The organism is Lewinella sp. LCG006 (genome assembly GCF_040784935.1).
Taxonomy (GTDB): Bacteria; Bacteroidota; Bacteroidia; order Chitinophagales; family Saprospiraceae; genus Lewinella.
The window spans coordinates 2,279,677-2,304,838 of the sequence record NZ_CP160680.1 but is presented as its reverse complement, the minus strand read 5'-3'; the positions used below and the strand labels follow the sequence as shown (position 1 = coordinate 2,304,838).

Here is a 25,162-nt window from a genome sequence, read left to right as displayed (position 1 = left end):
TGCAGCATTTGCTTTACCTTTGGCGTTAGAATAACAAAGGGATACAGGTTTTATCTCATGCTGTTGATTCTGAGCAACGTCTACCCACTTCCCCACAGATATTAAAGCCTCCCTGCTTTATTTTAGTACCTTCTTACGCAATCTGTCACAGCCAGCCATTGACGTAAGCCTAAATGTCTACGAGTGTTATGAAAAAATGGAGCCATTTTATGGTCTTGCCGCTATGCTTCCTTTTAGGATGTAGTCAATTTGCGGATTTAGAAGATGTGGAACGTTCAAACTATGATGCAGCCTACGCGGTACCTTTACTCAATACCAGCTTTTCCATGAATGATTTGCTGGAAAATTTTGAGGAAAATTCGGTACTTACTGTGCTACCTGATGGCTTGCTACGTTTGCAGTACAGCGGAAGCGTGCTCACCGAAAATGCGGATGATGTTTTTGAAGCAATCAATGCTACCCTGGCCGGCGTCGGAGGGATAGTCATTCAGGACAATGTTCAGGCACTGCCTTTTTCCGGCCCTGATGGTTTGGTCATTGACCGGATGGAGTTGAAAGAAGGACAGATGTTTTGGCAGTTTGAAAATTGTCACGACAAACCCATCACTGCTACCATGACCTTTCCTACGGTAATGCGGAATGGGGTGCCATTGACCATTACCCGTACGATTGCCGCTTATAGCGGAACTGGAGACTGCCCTTCCTTGAACAACGCGTTGTCCCCCATCAATCTGGAAAACTACGTGATTACTCCCCAGAACGATTCCATTTTCGTAGAATACATGGCCGTGGATTCGGATGGGATGGAGATCGCTCCTTCTTCCAATAATTCTATCCTCATTCTGGGATTGGCGTTCAGCTACGCGGAAGGCTATCTGGGGCAAATTCAGCATTCCAGTGGTGTAGACCGCATTGATATTGATTTCTTCGACAACTGGATTCGGGGAGATGTCTACTTCGAAGATCCGGTCATCACTTTCAATTTTGCCAATTCTTTTGGGATACCTACCCGCTCGGTGATCGAACAGTTTGATATCATTACGGTAGATGGTGATACACTGCCACTCGAAAGTATCTATATCGAAGAAGGTATCGATTTTCCCTTTCCTACCCTTAGCGAAGTAGGGCAGACAAAATCTACGGACTTTGTCTTCAACCGGGATAATTCCAATATCAGAGAAGTACTCGGTGCGGGCCCAATCGCTATTGTCTATGATGTGGATGCTGCTACCAACCCCGATGGAAATACCGAGATCCGCGGCTTTGTCACCGACAGCTCCTTTTACGAAGTAAGGGTCGATGTAGATCTACCACTCTACGGCTCTGCGGTAGATTTTGGCGTCCGCGACACCTTCGATTTAAACCTGGGAGATTTCGACAAAGTTGATTATGCGGAATTTAAGCTGGTCACTGAAAATGAGATGCCTGTAGCCATTGGTATTCAAGGTTACTTTCTTGATGCCAATGGGGGTATTCTGGATTCTTTGTATGCCGAATCTACGCGTGTCATTGCCGGGGCTCCTGTGGGGCCAAATGGTCGCCCAACGGGTATACAGGAAACCGTTACTTACAGTGATTTTCCTCCCGCTCGGTTTGCGCGTATCAAGAATGCCGCAAAATTAGAGGTAGTAGCCACTTTCTTCACTACCACGGATGGACAACAATCGGTACAGATTCTGGGCAACCAAAATGTGAGGGTGAAGCTAGGTGCTATTTTGGGCGTTTCGGAGAACTAAGATCAAAGAGAAAAAAAAGAACATGAAACATATTTTTATAGCATTGGCTTTCGCCGCAACAAGCTTTACTGTTCTGCAAGGGCAGAGCGACTTGAGCAGCCTTCTATTGAGTAATAGTTGGCAGGAAATGAGCACCAATCCGGCTTTGCAACCAGAAGGGATTGTGGTGAACCTACCCGGGATTTACAACAACCTCTGGCTGACCAATATCACCTTCAATGATTTGGTGGTGGAAGAAAATGGCACTAAAGTGCTGGACATTGGCAACGCCATAGGGCAGATGGAAGCCCAAAATCTTCTGCGCGAAGATTTTGATATTGAAACCATCGGACTTGGTTTTCACGTGGGGCGGCTGGGCCTCAGCATTGGGCACCGCCTACGCTTCAATGCCTTGATTGATTATCCTAAAACGCTGGCGCAACTCATCTGGGAAGGCAACGAGCAATTTATCGGGCAGACCATTGGTTTTAGCCCGTCTTTTGACCTTACAGCTTACCACGAATTTGCGGTGGGTGCTTCTTACAAGATTGGCAAAAACGTGCAGATTGGAGGCAAAGTGAAACTCCTCAGCGGCGGTGCCAACCTCAATACGGAGCGTAATGATTTGCAGCTCACCACCAGCGACGACGTCTACCAGCTCACGCTGGATGCTGATCTGCTAGTCAATACCGCTGGCTCCCTCCGCTACGATGGCTTGCGAGACGTTGGTGTAGACTTTGACTTTGGTAATTTTTCTACTAATGATCTTTTCGGAAGCAATACCGGTCTGGCATTTGACTTGGGAGTCGCCGTAGAACTTGGCAAAATTCATTTGGCCGTAAGTGCCCTCGATTTAGGGGCGGAAATCAGTTGGGAGGAGGAAGTGACCAACTACACCCTCAGCGGGCAATACGAATTTCAAGGCCTGGATGTCGCTCAACAACTGCTGGATGATGGTGAATCGTTTGGCTCGGTGATTGATTCGCTATACAACACTTACGAGCCGCAAGAATCGACCAATAGCTATACCACGAACGTGGGTGCGAAGTACTATTTCAGTGGCCAGTACGAGCTATCGGAAGATATCTTGATTGGTCTGATTGCATTTACGGATAATTACCGGGATGTGAATACCACTGCAGTTGCGGTTTCTGGCAGCATCAACTTTTCGCCGTTGTTGCGGATTGGTGGTTTCTACGGCCTGCGCAACGAACGCCTGGATAACCTGGGTGTAAATGCTACCCTAAGCCTTGGCCCAGTCCACCTGATGGCTGCAACGGATAACATCATTTCGGCTTTCCGCCCTAAAGATGCACATCTCGCTAACTTTCGGATAGGCTTGAATTTGGCCTTTGGCCAAGAGAAAGAAAGTGCTGATACGAGTAACGGGAATCGGATGTTTTAAGTAGAGGGGCAATAAAAAACGGTGCTGCCTTCACAAAGGCAGCACCGTTTTTTATTATTGAACAAAGCGCTTTAATTGCTCAAAATCCGTGTGTATTCCGCCTTGTTATTCAAAATACGGATCGCTTCGTTGACTTCCGGGTCATTGCGCAGGCCAATCTGCACTTTGCCTTTTTGGTAGTAATAGCGGCCTGCAATTTCCTTTTCAATCAAGCGAATGATGACATCCCGGTGTTTAGTGAGTTCGGTAGACTGAGCGTTGTCGAACTTCAGTTGCAAGGCTTTGATTTCACTGCTGAGGTTAAGCTCCTCGGCGCTGGCTTTTTCGGCCAGGGTTTTCAGTACTTTCTCCCCATCACTTTCGTAGGAGAACTTTGCTCTTTGCAGGTAGTTTTCAAAATCAGCAAAGTCGGTGAAGCGGAAGGTATCCGTAGAGTCTATACTTGGGCGGGTTTGTGCCCATTCCGTCACGTAATTGAAAATAACGTCTTCATCTAGCAGGGCTTTAATGATGCCATCGTCAGAAGGAGCATCCATCACAACATCGGGCTTTACGCCACCACCGTCGAGAACAGTTCGGCCGTTGCGGGTCTTGAAGCGCGCGCGCTTTTCGTCGGCAATGGCTACAGGTTCTCCGTTCTTGTACTCAACGCTTTGGATACAGCGTTCGCTGGGGATGTAATACTTAGCAGTGGTAATTTTTACGCGGGCATTGTAGCCAATTTCCATGGTGTTCTGTACCAGTCCTTTGCCGTAAGTCCGTTGTCCGATCAGGATGCCACGATCATAATCCTGCATCACTCCACTCACAATTTCGGAAGCAGAAGCAGAGCCTTTATCCACTAATATGGCCAGTGGGATTTCGGTATCAATGGGTTGATTGACGGTTTTGTAGGCCCGATCCCAATCTTTGACTTTCCCTCTGGTTGTAACAACTACTTCATCGCGAGGAATGAAGATATTGCTGATGTTGACGGCTTCATTGAGCAAACCTCCACCATTGCCACGCAAATCTAAAACCAACCCTTTGAGGCCGGGGTTTTCTTGCTTGAGGCTTTGGAAAGCGTTGATAATATTCTTGCCCGCATCACGGGTAAAAATGGAGAGATTGATATAACCTACCCCTTCGTTGAGCATCCCGAAATAAGGAACATTGGGCACATCCACTTCGCCGCGTGTCAGCTCAATATTGAGATTTTCGGCGACGCCTGGGCGGTTGATGACCAGGCGCATAGTTGTTCCTGGGAAACCGCGCATGATTTCTTCCATCTCTTCCATCGAGCGACCAACAGCACTTTTTCCGTCTACAGAAATAAAGCGGTCGCCCGCTTTCAATCCAGCCTTGTCAGCAGGCTGGTCTTTGAACAATTCGGTAATCGTAATGTAGTCTCCCATTTTCTTACTCTGGGTGCCGATGCCGTGGTATTTACCTTCGTTGATAACGCGGTAGCCCTCAATGTCTGATTCACTGATGTAATTGGTAAATGGATCCAAAGATCCTACCATGGCCTCGAGGCCAGTACGCATCAATTGGCCCGGATCAATATCGTCGACGTAATTGGTATTGACTTCTTTATAGAGATTTGTGAAGATTTCAATGTTCTTGATGATCTCAAAATACTTGTCCTTCTCACTACTTATGGTAAAAGCGGTGCCTAGCAGCAAAGTGCCTACCAAACCTCCCACCATTAGAATACGCTTGCTCATTGTTATTCGTTTTTTGCGCAATATTTGTCACCCAAATTATACGCTTAAGATAGCTGAATGTTGTAAGCTGATGATAAATTGACATCAGCATTGCTGTGAACAGGGGGCAAGACGCAGCCTACCCTGCTAAAAAAGTGCTGACCAATTCAAAAAGTGCCTCCGGTTGCTGGGCGTGTACCCAGTGCCCCGCATCAGCAACGGTGGCCAATTCGGCGGCAGGGAAATATTTTTTCATGGTCGGCAAGTCGCCATCGTCAATGTAGTTGGATGCGGCTCCCCGGATGAATAAAGTGGGGCCATCATAGCTCTCGGCGGCCGTGATGTTTTCGAGGATGGCCTCGTAATCACGTGTGAGTACCGGCAAATTCATCTTCCAGCGATACCCCCCCTCTTCTTTGTCACGCGTAAGGTTTTTGAGCAGGAATTGCCTTACGCCAAAATCAGCAATGCGTTCGGCTAGCATGGCATCAGCTTGCTTACGATCCTCAATGGCATCTAAGTCCAAATCATTGAGTGCTTCAACAATAATTTCGTGACCACCGGGGTAAGCCTTTGGCGCAATGTCTACCACAATCAGTTTATTGACCATATCCGGAAAATGGGTCGCAAACTGCATGGCCGTTTTCCCACCCATAGAGTGCCCCATCAGGTGGGCCTCGTACATCCAATTGGCCTCCATAAAAGCCTTAAGGTCTTCGGCCATTAGTGGATAAGAATGCGCATCGAGGTGAGGCGAGCGCCCGTGATTCCTCTGGTCAAGGATAACGACAGTGTAATGATCCGCCCAACGCTTGGCCAGCGTCTGCCAGTTGTCGAGCGTACCAAAAAGCCCGTGTAGAATAATGAGTGGTGGCCCCTGGCCAAAAGTCTTGTGATTAAGTTGCATTGCTGAATTGATCAATTTCAAAATTTCCAAACATGCTCTAAAGGATTTCTAGTAAAAATCTGTAAAGCCTGTCTGACTGCCAGGCAAGCCCGCTTGTCCAGCGAACTGGAGATACGATCCGCTTCGCGTCACTAGGCTAGCCCCGAAGGGATGCTTACGTCAAGGGTAGAGGCAAACTAAGTTGTTACTAGCGTATGTGCCTCTCTCTACCCTCTACTACACTTTCTCTACCCTCTACTACAGGAGCTATGAAATAGCTCCGCATCCCTTGACTTCCTTACTCTCCCATAATTCGCTCCCACAACCCCGACATGCTCGCCTCCCGGTCTTCCGGGCCTTGCTGCACATGAACAGCCTGTAGTTGCCCTTCTTTTTCCTGAAGGACAAAGTAGAAGATGGGCATTGGCCGCTTTCCTGGTACCTCAATTTGTCCGTAGCGGAGATCATTGAGGCGAAAGGTACCATCATTTTCTTGTTCTACACTAAAATAGCCATCCGCAAACCAACGGAGAATTTTCACGTCGCGGTCTTCCCAGTGATCTTTAACCAGGTGGTGATTTTTGGGTACCTCCTTTAGTTTGAAAAAAGGTTCCTTGTCAAGCAAGGAATACTGCCCGGTATAAAAACTGGTGGGCGTTTCTGCGGTGCCCTGCCAGAGAATATTGTTCAGTATCGTAGGCCCAACGACTTGTCGGGTAGCCGTAATGTTTTCTTTTTCCAGGGTCGCGGTCAGGCGCTGATTGGCGTACCAGAAAAAACTGGTACACAATAGCAGATAAGCACTACTGATGAGAATGCCCGCCCAATTGTAGCGCAGCCGTTTGTGGCTACCCCGTATTTGCCGACTGGCCAAAATAAGACAGACCAAAAAGGGAATGGTATACAGCGGATCAGCGACCGAGACCACATTCCAGGCAATTCGGAGGGTGCTAAAAGGCTCAAACAACTGCGTACCGTAGGTCGTACAAGCATCCAGCAAAGGATGTGTCAGGATGGCCCAGAAAAACAACTGCATCCATCCCCACCAACTGGGGTTTTCGTTTACCGAAGGCGTTTTTCGCACTTTTTCACGTAAGTAAACAATGAGCGGAAACGCAATCATAGCAGTACTCACCATCAAGGCAATACCTCCAACGTTGTTGATCTCCAAGGGCATCAAGGAACTTCCCAAGAACACCGCCAGGAAGAAAAATAGCCAGCCCGTTAGTAAGGATACTTTTCCGTCTTTGGGCCAGGGCCCTTCCCGTCCACCATAAAGCCGGTACACCAAGAGGCCCATCCCCAGCGGAACAACGACCGCAAAGAGAATGGAGTGCGTAAAAGCACGATGATAAGCCAGCGCACTGACCTGGTCGGTAACGAAGTTGGCCATGATATCCAGATCGGGAAAAGTACCGGCAATGGCACCCCAGAGCATCGCCCGGTTGCCCGCTTTTTTGCCAAGAACAACTTCGCCTATTGCGGCGCCAAGTGTGATTTGTGTAAGACTATCCATGAATGGTGTGGGAGAGTAGATTCAAGCTACAACACATAAAAGTAAAAGGAGGTTGAGAGAAGACAGCATGTTTTCGGTTGTTAATAAGCGACTAGTTTTTACCATCTCAGATGCATAATCTTAAAGATGTATCTATCTTGGCCAGATTGGAGATGATCCTACTCTTCTTTTTAAAAAGATTATGCTAAATTGGAAAAGAATAGAAATTTGTCGATATCGTTATCAATAATTTCAATAAAAACCGGAGCTCATGTCTTTCCAAGCGTCTCTCTACGTGTTAGTTGTATTGTTTTTTTCGTTTGAAATTCTCGCCCAGAATACACTGGTTATTCAACCTAGTCCAACTTGTGCCAAGGAAGCTATGGTTTGGCGGTTAGATACCCAGCAAGGGCCATTCGGGACGACTAATGATAACAATTATAGCAGCATCACCTTTTGGCCCGTAATGAACTGGACCTGGAACGGGTCACCTGGAGAACGATATATGTTGTTTGATTTTTTAGATGGTATTGTCTTTCCTGAAGATGTGATGATCACTAGTGCTCGCCTTTCGCTTTTCGCGCCTGATGAGCCTACTTCTGATCAATTTCATTCCTTAGAGGTCAATACAGGAAAACCAAGTATTGGAGTCATTCAAGGAATTACGGAAGCATGGGATGCGAATACCCTTACCTGGAATAATCAACCAGGCACTACGAGTGAAGAGGAAGTTGTACTGGCAGCCCCCAGCACCGAACAAGAGGATTACCTGGATATTGATATCACGACATTGATCCAACGGCAAGTGCAGCAGCCTGGTGAAAGGCACGGTTTGTTGATGAGAATGCGGGAGACCGATTTTTATCGCAAGTTGATTTTTGCGGGCAGTAGAGCAGATGATCCTGCCTTGCGGCCTATGCTGGTTATAGATTATAATGGTACTGCCGCTCATAATGCCACATTACCACTTGATCTGCTTTATACAGAATACCATCAGATTTGCCCTGGAGAAAGTTACACTATCCTCCCGATAGATAATTCGCTTATTACTTCCTACAACTGGTCAACGGGTGAAACGACCCCCAGTATAACTGTACAGGATACAGGAGCTTACAGCCTCATAGCTACCTTGGGTGATTGTATCCAAGTGATGGATACCATCATGATATCCTGGCGCAACAACTGCTTTGAACCAGTATCTTGCGACGTTTTCTACCCTAACATCTTTTCTCCTAATCAAGATGGCGTCAATGATGAATTCCGACTTTTCTATCCCAGTGATTGTGTTTTGAGTAATTACCGAATGGAGGTATACAACCGCTGGGGCCAGCAGGTTTTCCTAAGTGAGCATCCCGCCCAGGGATGGAGGGGAGAATTCAAAGGGAAATCCGTACCGGGGGGCGTTTATATCTATCAGGTATTGTATCAGTTGCCAGGAAGCTCGGAACGTATTCAGCATTCAGGTCAGGTAACCTTGGTTAGATAAGTTGATTTTTCTTTACCGCACCACCAACTTACTCACCCACTGCCGCCCTCGGCGATCTTGCACCTGTACAAAGTAGTAACCGGGCGGCCAGGCGGCACACTGCAAAACGATGGGGGCTTGGGAGAAGCTGCGTTCCGGCACGGAACGCAGCCGGAACACGTACCCCCCGGCCGATAGATGAAATTGGTTTTGACTCCACCGCTGCTCGTCAATGTCAAACCAGTTTACACCAGTTTTTCTGTTACAATTCTCCAAGGCAAAATTAACAATTGCTAAATAAGGGTACTTATCCAACCTATTCCCTCTTCCCTTGTTTCCAAACCGTATCTTTGCATTTTTAAATTATTTTTAGTGGGGAATTTAGAAGACTTACTCGGGCGGTATCAAAATGATGATCGTTTAAAGCAGCTGCTCACGGCCTTGGGTGGGGGTACAGAAACGGAGCAGCCACGCGTGCAACTCACGGGTATGCGAGGCAGTCTGAGTAGCTTTGTGATGAGTGCTGCTTATCGGGAGGCCAGCCACCATCACCTGATTGTTGCCAACGATAAGGAAGAAGCGGCTTATTTGCAAAATACGGTAGCTGGTCTGCTAGAACCCAAACCTGTCCGGTTTTTCCCCGACTCCTTTAAGCGCCCCCTGAACTTTGAGGTGCTGGATACCAATCATGTCCTCCAACGTACCGAGACGGTCAACAATCTCACGCAATCCAAAGCCAAGGGCGAGATCGTCGTCACTTACCCCGAAGCGCTTTTCGAGAAGGTCGTGGCGCCCGAGGTGCTCAATGCCAACCGCATCAACATCGCAGTCGGAGAGTTGGTGGATGTGAATACGATGATCGAGCTGTTGACGGAGTACGGTTTTAGTCGTGAAGATTTTGTCTACGAGCCGGGCCAGTTCAGCATCCGCGGCGGCATCATCGATATCTTCTCCTACGGTAATGACTACCCCTACCGCGTAGAGCTTTTTGATGAGGAAGTAGAGACCATCCGCACTTTCAATCCGCTGGATCAGCTATCGGTACGCACCATCAAGCAGGTCTCTATTGTACCAAACATCAACACCAAGTTTAGCCTGGAGCAGAAGGTTTCTTTGTTTCAGGTGCTGCCCCCGGATACGATTATCTGGATCGCAGATTTACAGGTGTTGCTGGATAAACTACAAACGTGTTTTGAAAAAGCGGAAGATTTTGCCAAGACGATTACCATCCTTGACGAAGGTGATCTGGCCGAAATATTCCGAGACCGGGCCTTTATCCGCCCGGGGGAAGTAGCGGCCGATGTGGCCGACCATCCTATTGTTCTGTTTACCGACCACGCCCAGCCCATTCCTGTTCAACAGAAAATACATTTTGAAACGTGTCCGCAACCGAGTTTCAACAAGAATTTTGATCTGCTGATCAAAGACTTGCACAGCAATACGGCGGAGCAGCGCGAAAATTTTCTGTTCACAGACAACCCCAAACAGATTGAGCGCTTTTACGCCATCTTCAATGACCTGAATGCGCACGTACAGTTTCACCCCATCATTCAAGCCATCCACGAAGGCTTTGTGGATGTCGATTTGGGAGTGGCTTGCTATACCGATCACCAGATTTTCGAGCGCTTCCACCGCTACAAGCTAAAACGAGGATTTACCAAAGACCAGGCACTGAACCTGAAGATGCTGCGGGAGCTGGAACCCGGCGATTTTGTGGTGCACATCGACCACGGTATTGGCCGCTTCAGTGGGCTGGAAAAACTGGATATCAACGGCAAGAGCCAGGAGTCGGTGCGGATTGTTTACAAAAACAACGACCTGCTCTACGTTGGGATCAACTCGCTGCACAAGCTTTCCCGTTATTCGGGCAAAGACAGTGCCGCACCGCGCCTCAATAAGCTGGGCTCTGATGCCTGGAAGACGCTCAAGGCCAAGACAAAGAAGAAAGTCAAAGACATTGCGGCCTCGCTGATCAAGCTTTACGCCAAACGTAAGGCCAGCCCTGGGTTTGCGTTTCCGCAAGATGGCTATCTGCAAAACGAACTGGAGGCCAGCTTCATGTACGAAGACACGCCCGACCAGTTTACCGCGACCCAGGATGTGAAGGAGGATATGATGAAACCCTACCCTATGGATCGCCTGATCTGTGGAGATGTGGGTTTCGGTAAAACCGAAATTGCGATAAGAGCAGCTTTCAAAGCGGTAGTTGGCGGCAAGCAGGTAGCCATTCTGGTGCCAACCACGATCCTGGCTTTGCAGCATTACCGAACGTTCAAAGAGCGTTTGGAAGAATTTGGCGCGACGGTAGATTACGTCAACCGCTTTCGAAGCACCGCCGAACGCAATAAGGTCTATAAAGCCACTGAATCTGGTGAGGTGGATGTACTGATTGGCACCCACGCACTGCTCAATAAGAAACTAAAATTTAAAGACCTCGGCCTCTTGGTCATTGACGAAGAACAAAAGTTCGGGGTAGCAGCCAAAGAGAAACTCCGCAGCATCAAGGTGAATGTAGATACGCTGACCTTGACGGCTACGCCGATTCCGCGGACCTTGCAATTTAGTCTACTCTCGGCCCGCGATTTATCCATCATCAGAACAGCACCGCCCAATCGTAGACCTATCCACACGGAAGTGCGGGTGTTCAAGGAGGAGATGATCAAAGAGGCTATCTACTACGAAGTACAACGCGGCGGACAGGTCTTTTTTGTCCATAATCGAGTAAAAAGCCTGGCCGATATGGGGGCTTTGGTACGCCGACTGTGCCCTGATGTAGATGTAGCGGTAGCCCACGGTCAGATGGAACCCAAAGAACTGGAAAGGGTGCTGATCGACTTTATTGATCGCCGGCACGAGGTACTCATTTGTACCAATATTATCGAAACCGGACTGGATATTCCGAATGCGAATACCATGATCATCAACAATGCTCACCAGTTTGGCCTCAGTGATTTGCACCAGTTGCGTGGCCGGGTTGGGCGCTCCAACCAAAAGGCTTTCTGTTACCTGATGGCACCGCCCATGAGCGTACTGACACCGGAAGCTCGCCGCCGTTTGCGTACCCTGGAAGAGTTTAGCGACTTGGGCAGTGGTTTCAATATCGCCATGCGCGACCTCGATATTCGCGGTGCGGGTAACCTGCTCGGTGGCGAACAGAGCGGTTTTATCTCTGACATTGGCTACGAAACCTACCAGCGCGTACTAGACGACGCTGTGCGGGAATTGAAAGAAAAAGATTTTCAAGACCTCTTCCGGGAGGAATTGGAAAAGAAGAACGACTTCGTCCGCGACGTCCAAATCGACACCGATGTGGAAATGCTGATCCCGGACGCCTACATCACCAATATCCAGGAACGCCTCAATCTTTATACCAGACTGGACGCGATTGAGACGGAGGAGGAACTGGCCAAATTTGCTACGGCACTACGAGATCGCTTCGGCCCCATCCCGTCGCAGGTGGAGGAATTATTTGACGGCCTGCGCTTGCGTTGGGAGTGTAAGAAACTCGGTTTCGAGCGCATCATCCTCAAAGACGGCAAGCTACGCGCCTACTTCGTCGAAGACCCCCAGAGTATGTATTTCGAGACCAAGCGCTTCAACAATATTCTGCAACTGATCACCACCGAAGGCAAACTGCGCGGCCTCTACCTCAAGCAAGCCGCCCGCAACCTCATCATGAGCAAAGAACGCGTGAATTCTTTGAGTGAGGCCAAGGAGGTCCTACAAACTATTCTGGAAAAAGTGGAAGCGATGGAAGGTTAGGGTAACCTCACGGTATTAAGTACAAGGTACTTGGTACATAGTAACAGCCAAAGCTAAAAGCATCACGTTCGTCAAGCTCTTAGTATAAAAGAAAATAGCCTTAAGTGCCTTATGTGGTTAAAAAACAAATCTTAAGTGCCCTTGGTGGTTCAAAAATCCCCTTTCCTTAAATTCCCTTATAATCCCTCATATGGTTCAAAAAAACAAACCTTAGGTGCCCTTGGTGGTTCAAAAAAGTTCAAAAAAAACTTATTTGTCTAGCATCGCCCTCACCGCTTCCCGCTCTTCCGGCGAGTTGGCATTCAATAAAATTTGGGGATTGGGCGGCTGCAATGCTTTGATGTCCGAGTTGATCAGCACCTTCCGGGGGCAACTGTAGCCCTGCGTAAGAAACTGCAACAACACAGGATAGGCCCGTGGCTCCCAAATCGTTACGAGCGGATCGGGGAAACCCGTTGCTGGATTATGGAACGCCGTTGCTAATTTAGAAGGATCGCGGTGTTGCACCAAAAACCTCAGTGCTTCCTGATCGAGTAAGGGAAGGTCACAAGCGACTACCAACCAGGCCGCTTCAGGCTGTTCGCGAAAAGCGGAAAGTATCGCACCATAAGGCCCCAGCCCCGTGAAGGTATCCCGAATGAGGGGCATCTCTTCCGGTGCTTCCTGCTCCGGCCGCATAGAATAATAAACCTGTTGACAAATACCACTGAGCTGCTGCGCAAGATGCTCCCGTTGGGGAAGCTCGTGATAAGCAATTTGCCCCTTGTCGCTGCCCATGCGCTGGCTTTTTCCACCCGCCAAAACGAGCCCATTGACCGGCGCGCGGGCCGCCGTCAACTGAGCGCGGAGCCACTGGATGATGCCGTTGGTATCGCCGAGAGGCATCACGAAAGGTCGCTGATCGCCCAGGTGTTCGAGTAGAAAATCGTAAGGTTTTTCCTGGCCCGGCGTCGTCAGGATCAGCGCGACATCCGTCAGGCGATCCAGCTTGCGACTGAGGCTTTCTTCCTTTTTAGGGTCGAGGATGACGATTTGCCGCCTGGCCAAAAAATGATTGCCATTGACGAGCACCCCATCCACCCCGTTGAAAAGCGGGCGACGGTGGAAGGTATTCAGCTCATCGGCCAGGTCGTAGCGGTGGTAATTGATCTTATGGGTATACACCAAGGCACTGCCACTTACGGGCATAGTTTCGGCCTGGTCGCCTGCGGCGTGATCGGCATCCACGTAGGCGAGGCGATAGTGCATTTGCAAGGCTTCGATCAATTTGGCACTCAACTGCTGGATCGTACCACAAGGGGCACCCATAAAGCCCCATTCGCTGCGGTGAAATTCGCCGTAAGCGGGACGGGTAAGTTTGGCGTGTTTTTGGTGAGGTTTGGACATGGTCTAAGCGGATTGATAATCAGACTTCCCCCCCGTCTTCTCCAGCAAACGAGTGGATTTTATCACAATATCGTGACTGAAAGCTTTGCACATATCGTAGATGGTCAAAGCGGCTACGCTGGCGCCAGTGAGGGCTTCCATCTCAACGCCGGTTTTGCCGGAAAGGCGAGCGGTGCAGGTGATCACTACTTCACGTGCTTCGTTGACCGTGATGTCGACGCCTACTTTTTCTAGTGCCAGAGGATGGCACAGCGGAATCAGCTCGCTGGTTCTTTTGGCTCCCATGATACCCGCGAGGATGGCCGTTTGAAAAACCGGGCCTTTCTTGGTTTGGATATCCTTGTTTTCGAGCTTGTCCATGATTTCGTCGCCGAGCACGACGATGGCTTGGGCTACGGCCGTACGGCGCGTAACGTTCTTGTTGCCAACATCAACCATGGAGGGATTACCGGCAGCATCGAGATGGGTGAAAGAAGACATGGAATTGGTGAGTTAAAGCGAGGGAAATAAATTATTGATAATAAAATCCAAACGCAGTTGTTGGGTTAACCAATCATTCAAAAAACTAACACAAGCAGCATGGAATTTTCCTACGGGACTCATGTGTACAATTTGACCGTGAAGTAATTCGACGTGAGCGTCTTCTTCAATAATTCCTGCTGCTGCCATTTGATGAAACTCCGAAACCGTCCATTTGTAAAGGTCGGCCAGAGCGACGGTTGTTTGGTTCATTGCGATGGTCTTTATTCTTAAATCCTGCCTTGGAGGACTATAAAGATAACACTAAGTAAGAAAAGAAGGTTGGTTAGCCCCCAATCGTGGCCATGCTCTCCCGTGCGTTGGGGTCGTTGCTGAGGCGGCCTTCGGCTTCCCAGCCGTCTTTGGCGCGGTGCTGGAGGGCGGTGGTGAAGGCATCCGCCAATTGGTCATCGGTAGCACCTGCCCGCATGATATCGCGAATGCTGAGTACGCCCTGATCGTAAAGGCAAGTCTTCAACAAACCCTTTGGGGTGACGCGAATACGGTTGCAACTGCCGCAAAAAGTACGGGAGTAAGCTGCAATAATCCCCACCGTACCCTGGTGACCGGGAATGCTGTAATTGTAGGAAGTACTGCCGGGAGGATCCACCAGTTTTTCCAGACCAGGATAAGCCGCGCGAATATGTTCGGTGATCCGACGGTGATCCCAAGGCAGTTTTTGGTAGTGGGCGGTATCGCCGTTGAAAGGCATCTCTTCGATGAAGCGAACACTGACGGGGTATTTTTTCGTCAGTTCCACCATGGGCAAAATATCTTCAATATTTCGCTGATCCATGACCACGGCGTTCAATTTGGTATCGATGCCGTGGGCGACCAAAGCCTCGAAAGTGGCCCATACTTCGGGCAAGCTATCCCGGCGAGTGATCTCGTGAAAACGCTGCCGGTCCAGGGAGTCAATACTCAGATTGACGGAGTGGATACCCAGCTGCTTGAGCTCGGGTACATGCTGCTCCGTGAGGGTGCCGTTGGTGGTGAGGTTGATTTGCTTTAGGCCTTCAATGGTGCTGATTGCGCGCAGGAAATCCATGAAATCTCTACGCAAAAAAGGTTCACCACCAGTAAGGCGTATTTTTTCAATGCCTAATGGGACAAGCACTTGCACCATCCTCAGCATTTCCTCGTATGTGAGGAGTTGTGTCCGGGCAACATAATTGATACCTTCTTCTGGCATGCAATAAAAGCAGCGCAGATTACAGCGATCCGTAACGGCTAAGCGCAGGTAGTTGATCTGCCGTCCGTGGTTGTCAAATAGTTGCCCGGTCATAGATTTAGAAGGGTAGGTCGTCGTCTGCAGCTACACTGGGCTCATCATCGGCAGTAGGGAAGAAATTTTCTTCGCCAGAAGAAGCCGAAGGAGCAGTGGCAGCAGTAGGCGCCTCAACGCGCCAAGCATTGAGATTGGTGAAGTATTTGTCATTCCATTCCCGTCCACGAAGATCAAAATGTACTTTGATTTCCTGGCCTTCCTGGTAAGGATCAAGGAGTGCACAACGATCTTGTGTAAGCTGTAATTTAATGTACTGGGGGTAGTTTCCACTTTCCATCAACACCACAAACTCCCGGGCCTGGAAGCTATCCGTTTTGTTCTCCGTAGGATATTTTTTGTGGAGTTTTCCGGTTAATTCATAAGACATATCGATAATAATATTTAGTTTCAATATAAGAAGCTTGGAGCTTAATCTCCAAAGGTAAAAAAAGCGGATGAAAAGCTACTGCTTCCATCCGCTAAATAAGGATTTACTACTCGTCTTTTTATAGGGGACGAAAATGTGCGTTGCCTGGCCCGAAAATTGATCCGGGCCAAAGCAACACACTTAGCGAACCAATATAACTTCACCTTGCTGGACAACATCTACTGCTTGTCCGCACAGGTTTACTTTTGCTTTTAACTGCCAGATGTAGACACCTTGTGCAGCAAGCCGGCCTTTGCTGACGCCGTTCCATTCGTCGGTGCCACTTTGGGCGTCGAAGATGAGGCTGCCCCAGCGGTCGAACACCTGGAAGTCGAGATCATCAATCAGCACATCCTGGCCGGGATATATTTTAAAGGCATCATTGGCACCATCGTTGTTGGGGGAGAAGGCATTGGGCACGTAGATCAGCGAACCTTCTGGTGATTTTTCTGCGGTTACCGTCACGGGCAGACTGATCGTTTCACAAGCATTGCTCACTGCCAATTGCAAGGTGCCAGGGTTGCTCACTGGGCGTGCTAAGGTAGTGACGCCATCACTCCATTGATAAAGCAGAAAGCCATCGTCACCACTGATAATTTCGGGCTGCAATTGTACGGCCGCACTATCACAAGGCAGTAGGATGTTTGCTACGTTGACAACAAGATTCTCGGCAGCATCTACGGTAAAGCTTTCTACGTATTGGCAACCATTAGCATCTTCTATCGTGAGGTCATAAGCACCAGCTTCGAGGTTCATAAAAGCAGCTTGAGTTTGGAAATCTCCATCGTCAATAGCATAAACAAAAGGTGCTGAGCCACTGTTCGGTGTGATGGTCAGGCTCCCTGTGGATATTCCTGAACAACTTTCTTCTGTACTCAAGGCAAAGCTAGCCTCGGGAGAAGCCACCACCTGAAGCTGGACAATAGAATCACATCCCGCGCTATTGGTGAAGGTGATCAACTCGTCGGTACCAATGGGGTATTCTGTGCCGAGATAGCTGTAAGTTTCTCCCAAACAAATTTCCACGCCAAGAATTTCTGTAGTACTAGGCAATGCCGCTACGGTAAAGGTAAACGTCGAATCGCACCCCTGAGCCGAAGTGATTTGGACGGTGTTGTTACTACCAATAGCGTAAGACTGGCCCTGAAAGATGTAATCTTCGCCTGGACAAATATTGGCAGTGAAAGTAGTATCAAAATCGCAATCTTGCACCAATAGCCAATTGATCATCACTTCCTGATCACAACCCATAAAGGTGGTATCAATGGAAGCTATCTGAGGTGCCCAACTGGCAGGCACTGTCATGCTATTAATCGAAAGCGTGTAATCATCTTCAGGAACATTCACGAATCCGTAGGCGCCATTTAGTGGGGTGATTATGGCATCTTGCAGCCCCATATCGCCCATCAACTCCACTTCGATACCGCCAGCTAAACTATCCGCAGCGTCGATCATCTCATTGTTGTTGAGGTCGTAGTAGACATTGCCAAGGAAGGTGCCAAATCCGGGAAGAAGGTCAATGTTCAACGGATTACTCGTCTGTATACAACCATTCACGTCTTCCATTTCCAGAGTATAACTGCCGCTTTGATCGACGATCAAATTGGGGATCGTTCCGTCTGGTGCTGGAATCAAGACGCCATCCAGGTACCATTGGTAACTAATGACGTCGGGGATTGTAGGCAAACAGAGGGTATCCGGCGCACAGCGGGTATGACAACCGTTGGGTACCAGGCTAATGTCTGGTCCTTCTAGTACTTCCGTAACCTCGCTTTCGTTACGGCAACCGTAAATATTGACGGAAGTAACGTAGTATTCACCAGCTTCATCGGTGGTGATGCTGGAACCGGTATCACCGCTGCTCCAGAAGTAAATCACGTTGGCCTGAGGGTTGCTCACCGAAATGGTAGCAGCCGTGCCTGCACAAAGCGCACCGTTGCCGGCGTCTAAAACCGGGATGTCTGGTGTTGGGTGAACAATGATGACAAAGCCTTCGATAGCACTACATCCCGTATTGGTGTCGGTGACCTCAAGAGTGACGAGGTATTCACCAGCGGCTAGTAAGTTGCCACGGTCTTCGGTGTATTCCGTATCCGTACCAGTATCGCCATTTGACCAGAGGTAGGTATAGCCAGCCGTATTCTCTGTTTCCAGGAAAATATCTTCTCCGAAACACACGAAAAGCGTATCGTAAGTAAAGGCCGTTGGCTGGTTGAAGTCATTATAAGTCACCGAACGAATCGGGCTTTGCGGCGCAGGAATAATATCTACCAGCACGGGCTCTGGCTTGTAAGTACAACCATCATCATCGGTCAGTACGACACTGTAAGCCGCAGCTTCATTTACGGTAATTGCCTGGGTGTTCTCGGTGGTTGACCACAACCAGGAGGTTGCACCGTTACCAGGAGCATTTAAAAGGAGGTCGTCACCTTCGCAAAGGGTGGAAACTCCGGGTGGGTCGATCTCGCCGCTCAGGGTGTTGGGTAGGATCGCGATGGTACGGTCAAAACTGTTGACACAACCATAAATACTGGTCGCTTCCAAGGTCACCACAAAGTTGCCAGCTGTGGCGTAGCGGTGGTAAGAATCAAACAGGGTAGAAGTATTAGCGTCGCCACTGGTGACTTCACCAAAGTTCCAGTTTACTTCCCATACCGTTGCCTCTACATCGGCATTAAAAGCAATCGAAGTTAATGCGCAACTTACGTCGGGTTCTGTGAAATTGGTATATGGCAAGGGGTAAAGGCTAACCGTTTTAGTAATGGTAGTCGTACAACCTTGAGCCGTCGTAACGGTAAGCGTCACCGGAAAATCACCACCGGCTGTAAAAATGTGCACAGGGTCTTGGTCAGAGGAAGTATTATCTGGGCCACTGGCAGGATCACCAAAGTCCCAACTCCAGCTTGTGATGCTGGTTAAATCAAGGAACGTTGTAAGGTCATAAAACTGTACCGGAGCACCTGGGCAAACACCATCGTAATCGAAATCAGCGACGGCAAATACGGTATCCGGGATAATTTCCCGGCACAGTACGGAACCACCCATGCCGTCATCATAGAGTGCCGCCATTAGTACCCGGTAAAAGCCGGGCTTGGTGTATTGATAGGTAATGTTTTGACCATTACCACCAATGGTGCCGTTAAAAGGATCGTCGAAAAGCCAGAAAATGCTGCCAGGTATTGCGCCCGTAGCGATGGCCGAATAAGCCCTGTTGTCACATGAGCCATTATCGGTTGCTATAAAGGTATGACCAGGGTTGTTGCAACCCGCTCCTCCACCAGTACCACTGATGCTGCCACAGTCTTCTTGGAGGGTAATGACGTTAGATACATAAGCACAACCGCTTCCATCAATGATTTCTACGTGGTAACTCCCCAAAGCCGTAGCTGTATAATCACTGCTGGTTGCTCCGGGGATAGCACTTCCGTTTTGAAACCATTGATAGTCGTAACCATCAGCAGTATTGGCAGCGTACAGTCTGCTGAAAGGAGCAACGTTGCAAAATCGCGTAAAATCAGGAGTACTGATGTTAATACTAGCGGTTGGATATTGGTAAATGTGGAAAATCGTACGCCCTACACAGCCATTGGCGTCCGTTACCTCAAGACGGTAATAACCTCCGGCCAGATCGGGCGTTGCGCTGGTAGAGAGTTCTACGCCTTCCGCATCTTGCCAGGAGTAGGAGGCAAAAGCGGCGGTTGTACTCACGGGCGTTGTAACACCTGGACAAATGGAAGCTGGATGATTCACTACCGGCTGAGGGGGCGCGTTTATGGTTACCACGAAGGTTTCCTGTTGTCCACAAATGTCTAGGGTTACGGTAGCAGGACCGGCACTGTGCCAAAGGACTTCAATGTCGGCGGCGGTGGGGTCACCGGTAATAGTACCAGCACTCGCGGGCTGGATGGCCCAATCGTAAAACACATCGCCCGTCTGGTCGCTGGTGTAAGTCGACAATTGATCCATACATACCTGATCGTCGCCGCTAATGGCGAAACTACTCACTGCTCCGATGTTGAGCGAAGTGGCCGAAGAGCTACAGAATAAGGGTGGAGAGCGGCGGATGACACTTAATTCGTAAGGCCCGCCAGCATTCCAGATCACCGCAATCGAAGCACCTTCTCTTTCGGTGATGGTCCCTCCGTTATTGATGGTCCAGCGATAGCGTTCTCCGTCTACAGGGTTCGCAATACTATAAGTGTAGGCAATACCAGCACAAATTTCCGTTTGCCCATTTATCGTGGCCACTGCCGCTGGTTGGGCGATCACTTTTACAGGCATCTCGGCCTGCTGAAGACAATAATCCGTAGGGTTTTGAGGCGTAGCCACCAAGGTGAAATCACCGGCACCAAAATTCCAATCGATAGGGAAAGAACTTCCCGCACCAGGACTGGTCCACACCGTACTGCCATCCGAAGCGATAACACTAAAGTTGGCAGGAAAACCCAAGTTGGTTTGGGTATTGATTACAGCATAGCTTTCGCTGCTGTTTTCACAAACTTCTATTTCACCCGTAAGGTAAAATTCGGGGCGGATAAAAACTTCCATTTGTGTACTGCCGCCACATTCCAGGTAACAGTTGGAATAATCAACGCTTACGGTTTGTGCGCCGGGAGGGATGGGACCGTCAAACCACTCGATGGTTACGCTAGGGGTGCCTTGCCCATCAATGATGGTACCAAAAGAAGTAACGCTCCAGTTGAATTCTGTTCCTTCAAAAGGAGGAACGGTGTAGACCGATTGGTCGCCCCGACAAACCTGGGCCGGACCTTCAATGGTGGTGCTACTGGATATGATGGGCACTTGCAAATAAGCGGCCTCGGTACAATTACTGAGGTCGGGGCAGCCGTCGGTTTGTAAGGTGATTTCTCCAATCGGGCCTGCGCCCCACTGGATGGTGATAAAATCATCCGCTGGTCCGCCTCCGTCCAAAATACTGCCATTGGCACTAATGCTCCAATCGTAGGTGCTACAACCAGTATTGGCGGTGTAGGTGACCGAAGTGCCTTCACAGATGGTGGCGACACAATCTACAAAAGGAGCGTCGTTGCCTTCTACGATGACGGTCAGTCGGCTGGTGTCGGCACATTCACAGCCTGCACTGGTAATCAGTGCTACCTCGAAAGTACCGGCAGCATTGTAGGTATGTTGTGGATTGGGGAGGGACGAACCGCCGCCATCGCCAAAATCCCAGAGGTAGGTATCCGCATCCGTGGCTTCGCTGGTAAAGAACACGGTTTGGCCTTCACATATTTCTAAGAGACCATTGGCACCTACCGGGGGCTGCGTGGTGAAGTCTGCGGGTGGAGGAGGGAGAACATCGAAACAAATATCTATGCTGGAAAACGTCTCACAACCGTTAGCGCTGAGGTACCAGTAAGAGAAGGTTGCCCGGCCTGGGCCTTCTTCGCCCCAGAGGATAGAGATCGTGTTGGCGGGTGGTGAGCCGATGATGACGGCGCCGGTATTGCCGTCAAAAGGCACCTCTTCCTCGCTGCCGTTGATGACTTCTGGATTAGAAAAAGAAAGAGAAGATGAGGTTTGCCCTACAACGTCAAAACAAAGTTCCAGAATAGTACTATTGTCCATCAAGGAAACGCCGCTGCCGAAAGGATTATTCCAGCCAATAGTGATTGCTCCTGGAAAAGGATTGCCAATGGAGCCAGCTGTAAAACCTATCAGGGAGCCATTGAAATTTTGTGCCCCCGTAAATTGCAGGATAGCAGCGTTGTAATTGATACTAAATTGCATCCCCAGGATATTGTCAAAATTGTTGACGGTCAAAGGTACACAAACCGTCTGGCCCAGTGAAGCGTACACTTCGGCAAGGTTGAAATTACTATCATCCGTATTGACGGTCGGAATGATTGTGCCGTTGGTCACCGACCACTGCCCCTGGTTGAGGTCAACAGTTCCGGTTTGCCCCGTTGGGTCAGTGACAATGATATTGTCCAGGTTGAGAGTAGAGGTCGAACCCACGCACACTTCGTAGCATTCTTCCAAGCCTCCAGGGAGGCTGATGGCAAAAGAATCTTGCTCGCATTCGGTAATGTGTTCGCCGTAGGCTTCTCCGAAGAGATTGAAGAAATTGTCTATAAAAAAGCTGGTTTGCCCAGTAGCAACAATATCATTGGGGCCTCCTGTCCCTGGGATACTTACCGTTAAATAGATCGTGTAAAACCCCGGAGGTAAGGTGATAGATGAGTTACACAATGTGTAAGTGAATTGGCCAATTCCCATCTGCTCATTCCAGATGGTTCCATTGTCTGGAGAAGTACCGTCATAAACGACCCAATGGTAATTGAGGTTAGGGTCTTGCGGAAACTCGACAAACCATTGACCACACTGATCAGGACACAGGTATTCGTCGCCAAAGATAAAAGCCTGTTCCTGTGCGCTGGCATTATTCAGTGGTAAGGCCGCAAAAAGTGTGAAAAAGCTCAGTATGGAAAATAACGATCGGTGCATGGGATTCATAATGTTGAGGGGTTAGTGGTAGTGAAGTTAAATTTTGACAATAAAAGTAACAGCCTTGCCAGTAGGCAAAGGTCGTTTGTACTAATCCCAAAACGTGTTGATTTAAAAGGAAAAATTAGGAGCAGTTATTACTCCAGTTACAGCACTAAGACCCAATGAGTCTTTTAATCGCTGCCTGAATGTAAAAAAAGGGCGAACGAATAGTGGGTTGGTACTGTTGTAATTACGTATTTTTGCGGCGATTTTACTGGGTTTTATCTGGTAAATAAAAACAACAATTATGTTTCCGGAGTATGATGTCATCGTGGTTGGAGCAGGGCATGCGGGATGTGAAGCAGCAGTAGCCGCCGCCAACATGGGCGCGCGTGTGATGCTGGCGACGATGAATATGAATACGATTGCCCAAATGTCGTGCAATCCCGCCATGGGTGGTGTCGCCAAAGGGCAGATTGTGCGGGAAATTGACGCACTGGGTGGTTATTCGGGTATTGTCACCGACCATACGGCTGTGCAGTTTCGGATGCTCAACAAATCCAAAGGGCCCGCCATGTGGAGCCCCCGCGCCCAGAGCGACCGGATGCTGTTTGCCGCCAAATGGCGCGAAATGCTGGAAGCGCACGAAAATATCGACTTCTGGCAGGAGATGGTTACCGGTATCGTGGTGAAAGGCGAGCGCGTAGTAGGCGTGCGTACCGGAATCGGACTGGAAATCCCAGGCAAAGCCGTCATATTGACCAACGGAACTTTCCTCAACGGACTGATCCATATCGGCGAAAAACAATTTGGTGGTGGTCGGGCTGGCGAGCGCGCCTCTACCGGCATCACCGAACAATTGCGCGAACTTGGCTTCGAGGCTGGCCGCATGAAAACCGGCACTCCCCCACGCATTGATGGCCGGAGCCTTGATTACTCCAAGATGGAAGTGCAGCACGGCGATGAAGATCCCGTAGGTTTCAGCTATACGGATACCCCCCGCCTGACCAAACAGTTGCCTTGTCACATTACTTATACCAGCCAGGAAGTACACGAAACCCTGAAGACGGGTTTTGATCGCTCGCCCATGTTCAACGGGCGCATCCGGGGCTTGGGGCCTCGCTACTGTCCTTCCATCGAAGACAAAATAGAACGCTTTGCCGACCGTGATCGCCACCAGCTTTTTGTCGAGCCAGAAGGTTGGAGCACTTGCGAAATTTACGTCAACGGCTTTAGCTCTTCGCTGCCGGAGGATGTGCAATACCACGCTTTGCGCAAAGTGCCAGGGTTTGAAAACATGAAGATGTTTCGGCCTGGCTACGCCATCGAGTACGACTTTTTTCAGCCCACGCAGCTGCGTGCTTCGCTGGAAACACGCCTCGTGAAGAACCTCTTTTTTGCGGGTCAGATCAACGGCACCACCGGCTACGAAGAAGCCGGCAGTCAAGGTCTAATGGCCGGCATCAACGCCTACCTGGCCGTGAAAGACGAAGAGCCTTTTGTGCTTAAGCGCTCTGAAGCCTACATCGGTGTATTGATCGATGATTTGATCAACAAAGGCACGGAGGAACCTTACCGCATGTTTACCTCGCGTGCCGAATACCGCATCTTGCTACGGCAAGACAATGCCGACCTGCGCCTTACCCCGCTGGCCGCCAAAATTGGCATGAACCACCTGGAAGCACGCATGGAAAGGGTAACGCAAAAACAGGAAGCCACCGCCGCCATCGAAAAGCTGCTGGACAATTACAGCATACAGCCCGAGCTGATCAATCCCTACCTGGAAAGCATCGGCTCTTCGCCGCTGAAGCAAAGTGTAAAAATGAATACGGTACTGCTGCGCCCCAACGTATCGCTGGCGGATATTTGCGCCCATGTGCCCACCTTCGCGCAGGAGTTGGCGCAATACGACAGCGAATCCCGCGAGCTGGCCGAGATCAACATGAAGTATGAGGGCTACATCCGCCGCGAGCAAGAGATGGTCGACAAGATGAACCGCCTGGAATCAGTGCGTCTGTACGAAAACATCGACTACCACACGCTCTCGTCGCTCAGCAAGGAAGCCCGCACGAAGCTTACCCAACTCAAGCCGCGCACCATCGGTCAGGCCAGCCGCATCAGTGGGGTGAGTCCCTCGGATATTTCGGTGTTGCTGGTGCATATGGGGCGGTAGGGTTCGTAGTCTTCTCATTTGTATAAATACATTCATGCATTTACACGAAACAGTAGGCCATTTTCAAGTCGGAAAGCGGAAGTGGGAGGTCGGAAGTAACTAGACACACGTACATAGGTAGGGCTCTAAAAACACCTCAAATCGTAGTCACAAAGCGGCTACTAGTGGCCAACAGATACTTCCGATTTCCGCTTTCCCACTTCCGACTTATAACTTACGTTTTACCAATTCCGATTTTGAGCACGCAGGGTACGCAAAATCTTTTTTTCGTATACGCTTGCGCAATCACTGCCCCGCAAAGCATCACGTTGGATGCGTACTTCATTCTATAAAAAACGAGCCCCATCCACTAAATAAACCTACTTTTCTCCCCCCGGGGAGGTGTCACAAAGTGACGGAGGGGTTGAACCTCGAGCAAGATGTCCGGAGGACGGAAGGGACAGAACCAAGAGTGAGGTATTCGCCGCGCAGCAAGCACCAAGAACGGAAAGACCGGTAGCCAACGCAGCGTTGCTACGGCCCCAAAT

The 25,162-nt window shown here is 49.5% G+C and carries 15 protein-coding genes; 5 read left to right on the top strand and 10 right to left on the bottom strand.

Annotation, left to right across the window (positions count from 1 at the left end; genetic code table 11):
- Positions 1-188 precede the first annotated feature (188 nt).
- Positions 189-1,736, top strand: a complete 1,548-nt coding sequence (locus tag AB0L18_RS07900) for a hypothetical protein (protein ID WP_367392047.1) — start codon at positions 189-191, stop codon at positions 1,734-1,736.
- A 22-nt stretch (positions 1,737-1,758) separates the two neighbouring features.
- Positions 1,759-3,120, top strand: a complete 1,362-nt coding sequence (locus AB0L18_RS07895) for a DUF5723 family protein (RefSeq protein WP_367392046.1) — start codon at positions 1,759-1,761, stop codon at positions 3,118-3,120.
- 71 nt (positions 3,121-3,191) lie between these two features.
- Here AB0L18_RS07895 and AB0L18_RS07890 read toward each other — a convergent pair whose 3' ends face one another.
- The 3 genes from AB0L18_RS07890 to AB0L18_RS07880 all read right to left on the bottom strand — a co-directional run bounded on the left by AB0L18_RS07890 (position 3,192) and on the right by AB0L18_RS07880 (position 7,207).
- A complete protein-coding gene (locus AB0L18_RS07890; RefSeq protein WP_367392045.1) occupies positions 3,192-4,826 on the bottom strand; it encodes a S41 family peptidase in 1,635 nt (544 codons plus the stop codon).
- A gap of 118 nt (positions 4,827-4,944) precedes the next feature.
- A complete protein-coding gene (locus tag AB0L18_RS07885) occupies positions 4,945-5,712 on the bottom strand; it encodes an alpha/beta fold hydrolase (RefSeq protein ID WP_367392044.1) in 768 nt (255 codons plus the stop codon).
- Between the two features lie 277 nt (positions 5,713-5,989).
- A complete protein-coding gene (locus tag AB0L18_RS07880; RefSeq protein ID WP_367392043.1) occupies positions 5,990-7,207 on the bottom strand; it encodes a metal-dependent hydrolase in 1,218 nt (405 codons plus the stop codon).
- A gap of 250 nt (positions 7,208-7,457) precedes the next feature.
- Here AB0L18_RS07880 and AB0L18_RS07875 point away from each other — a divergent pair, with 250 nt between their 5' ends.
- Complete coding sequence (locus AB0L18_RS07875) at positions 7,458-8,672, top strand: DNRLRE domain-containing protein (RefSeq protein ID WP_367392042.1); 1,215 nt, start codon at positions 7,458-7,460, stop codon at positions 8,670-8,672.
- Positions 8,673-8,684: 12 nt separating this feature from the next.
- Here the strand turns inward: AB0L18_RS07875 and AB0L18_RS07870 are convergent, their stop codons facing one another.
- Entirely contained in the window at positions 8,685-8,966 is a 282-nt protein-coding gene (locus AB0L18_RS07870) for a hypothetical protein (RefSeq protein WP_367392041.1), read from the bottom strand.
- 57 nt (positions 8,967-9,023) lie between these two features.
- On the opposite strand from AB0L18_RS07870, the gene mfd reads away from it, so the two are divergent.
- The gene (mfd, locus tag AB0L18_RS07865; RefSeq protein ID WP_367392040.1) at positions 9,024-12,413 is read left to right on the top strand and encodes a transcription-repair coupling factor; all 3,390 of its coding nucleotides are present in this window, start codon (positions 9,024-9,026) and stop codon (positions 12,411-12,413) included.
- 249 nt (positions 12,414-12,662) lie between these two features.
- On the opposite strand, the gene AB0L18_RS07860 is transcribed toward mfd, so the two are convergent.
- The 6 genes from AB0L18_RS07860 to AB0L18_RS07835 form a co-directional block, all read right to left on the bottom strand.
- On the bottom strand, positions 12,663-13,799 hold the full coding sequence (locus AB0L18_RS07860) for an NTP transferase domain-containing protein (RefSeq protein ID WP_367392039.1): 1,137 nt from the start codon (positions 13,797-13,799) through the stop codon (positions 12,663-12,665).
- Positions 13,800-13,802: 3 nt separating this feature from the next.
- Positions 13,803-14,279 (bottom strand): cyclic pyranopterin monophosphate synthase MoaC, encoded by a 477-nt coding sequence (moaC, locus tag AB0L18_RS07855; protein ID WP_367392038.1) that lies wholly within the window; start codon positions 14,277-14,279, stop codon positions 13,803-13,805.
- 12 nt (positions 14,280-14,291) lie between these two features.
- The gene (locus AB0L18_RS07850) at positions 14,292-14,531 is read right to left on the bottom strand and encodes a Uma2 family endonuclease (RefSeq protein WP_367392037.1); all 240 of its coding nucleotides are present in this window, start codon (positions 14,529-14,531) and stop codon (positions 14,292-14,294) included.
- Between the two features lie 73 nt (positions 14,532-14,604).
- Positions 14,605-15,603 carry a GTP 3',8-cyclase MoaA gene (moaA, locus tag AB0L18_RS07845; RefSeq protein ID WP_367392036.1) on the bottom strand — a complete coding sequence of 333 codons (999 nt, stop codon included), beginning with the start codon at positions 15,601-15,603 and terminating at the stop codon, positions 14,605-14,607.
- Positions 15,604-15,607: 4 nt separating this feature from the next.
- A complete protein-coding gene (locus AB0L18_RS07840) occupies positions 15,608-15,973 on the bottom strand; it encodes a DUF3127 domain-containing protein (protein ID WP_367392035.1) in 366 nt (121 codons plus the stop codon).
- Between the two features lie 180 nt (positions 15,974-16,153).
- Positions 16,154-22,480: a PKD domain-containing protein gene (locus tag AB0L18_RS07835; protein ID WP_367392034.1), complete on the bottom strand. Its 6,327-nt coding sequence runs from the start codon at positions 22,478-22,480 to the stop codon at positions 16,154-16,156.
- A 289-nt stretch (positions 22,481-22,769) separates the two neighbouring features.
- Here AB0L18_RS07835 and mnmG point away from each other — a divergent pair, with 289 nt between their 5' ends.
- Complete coding sequence (mnmG, locus tag AB0L18_RS07830; protein WP_367392033.1) at positions 22,770-24,635, top strand: tRNA uridine-5-carboxymethylaminomethyl(34) synthesis enzyme MnmG; 1,866 nt, start codon at positions 22,770-22,772, stop codon at positions 24,633-24,635.
- Positions 24,636-25,162: the final 527 nt, after the last annotated feature.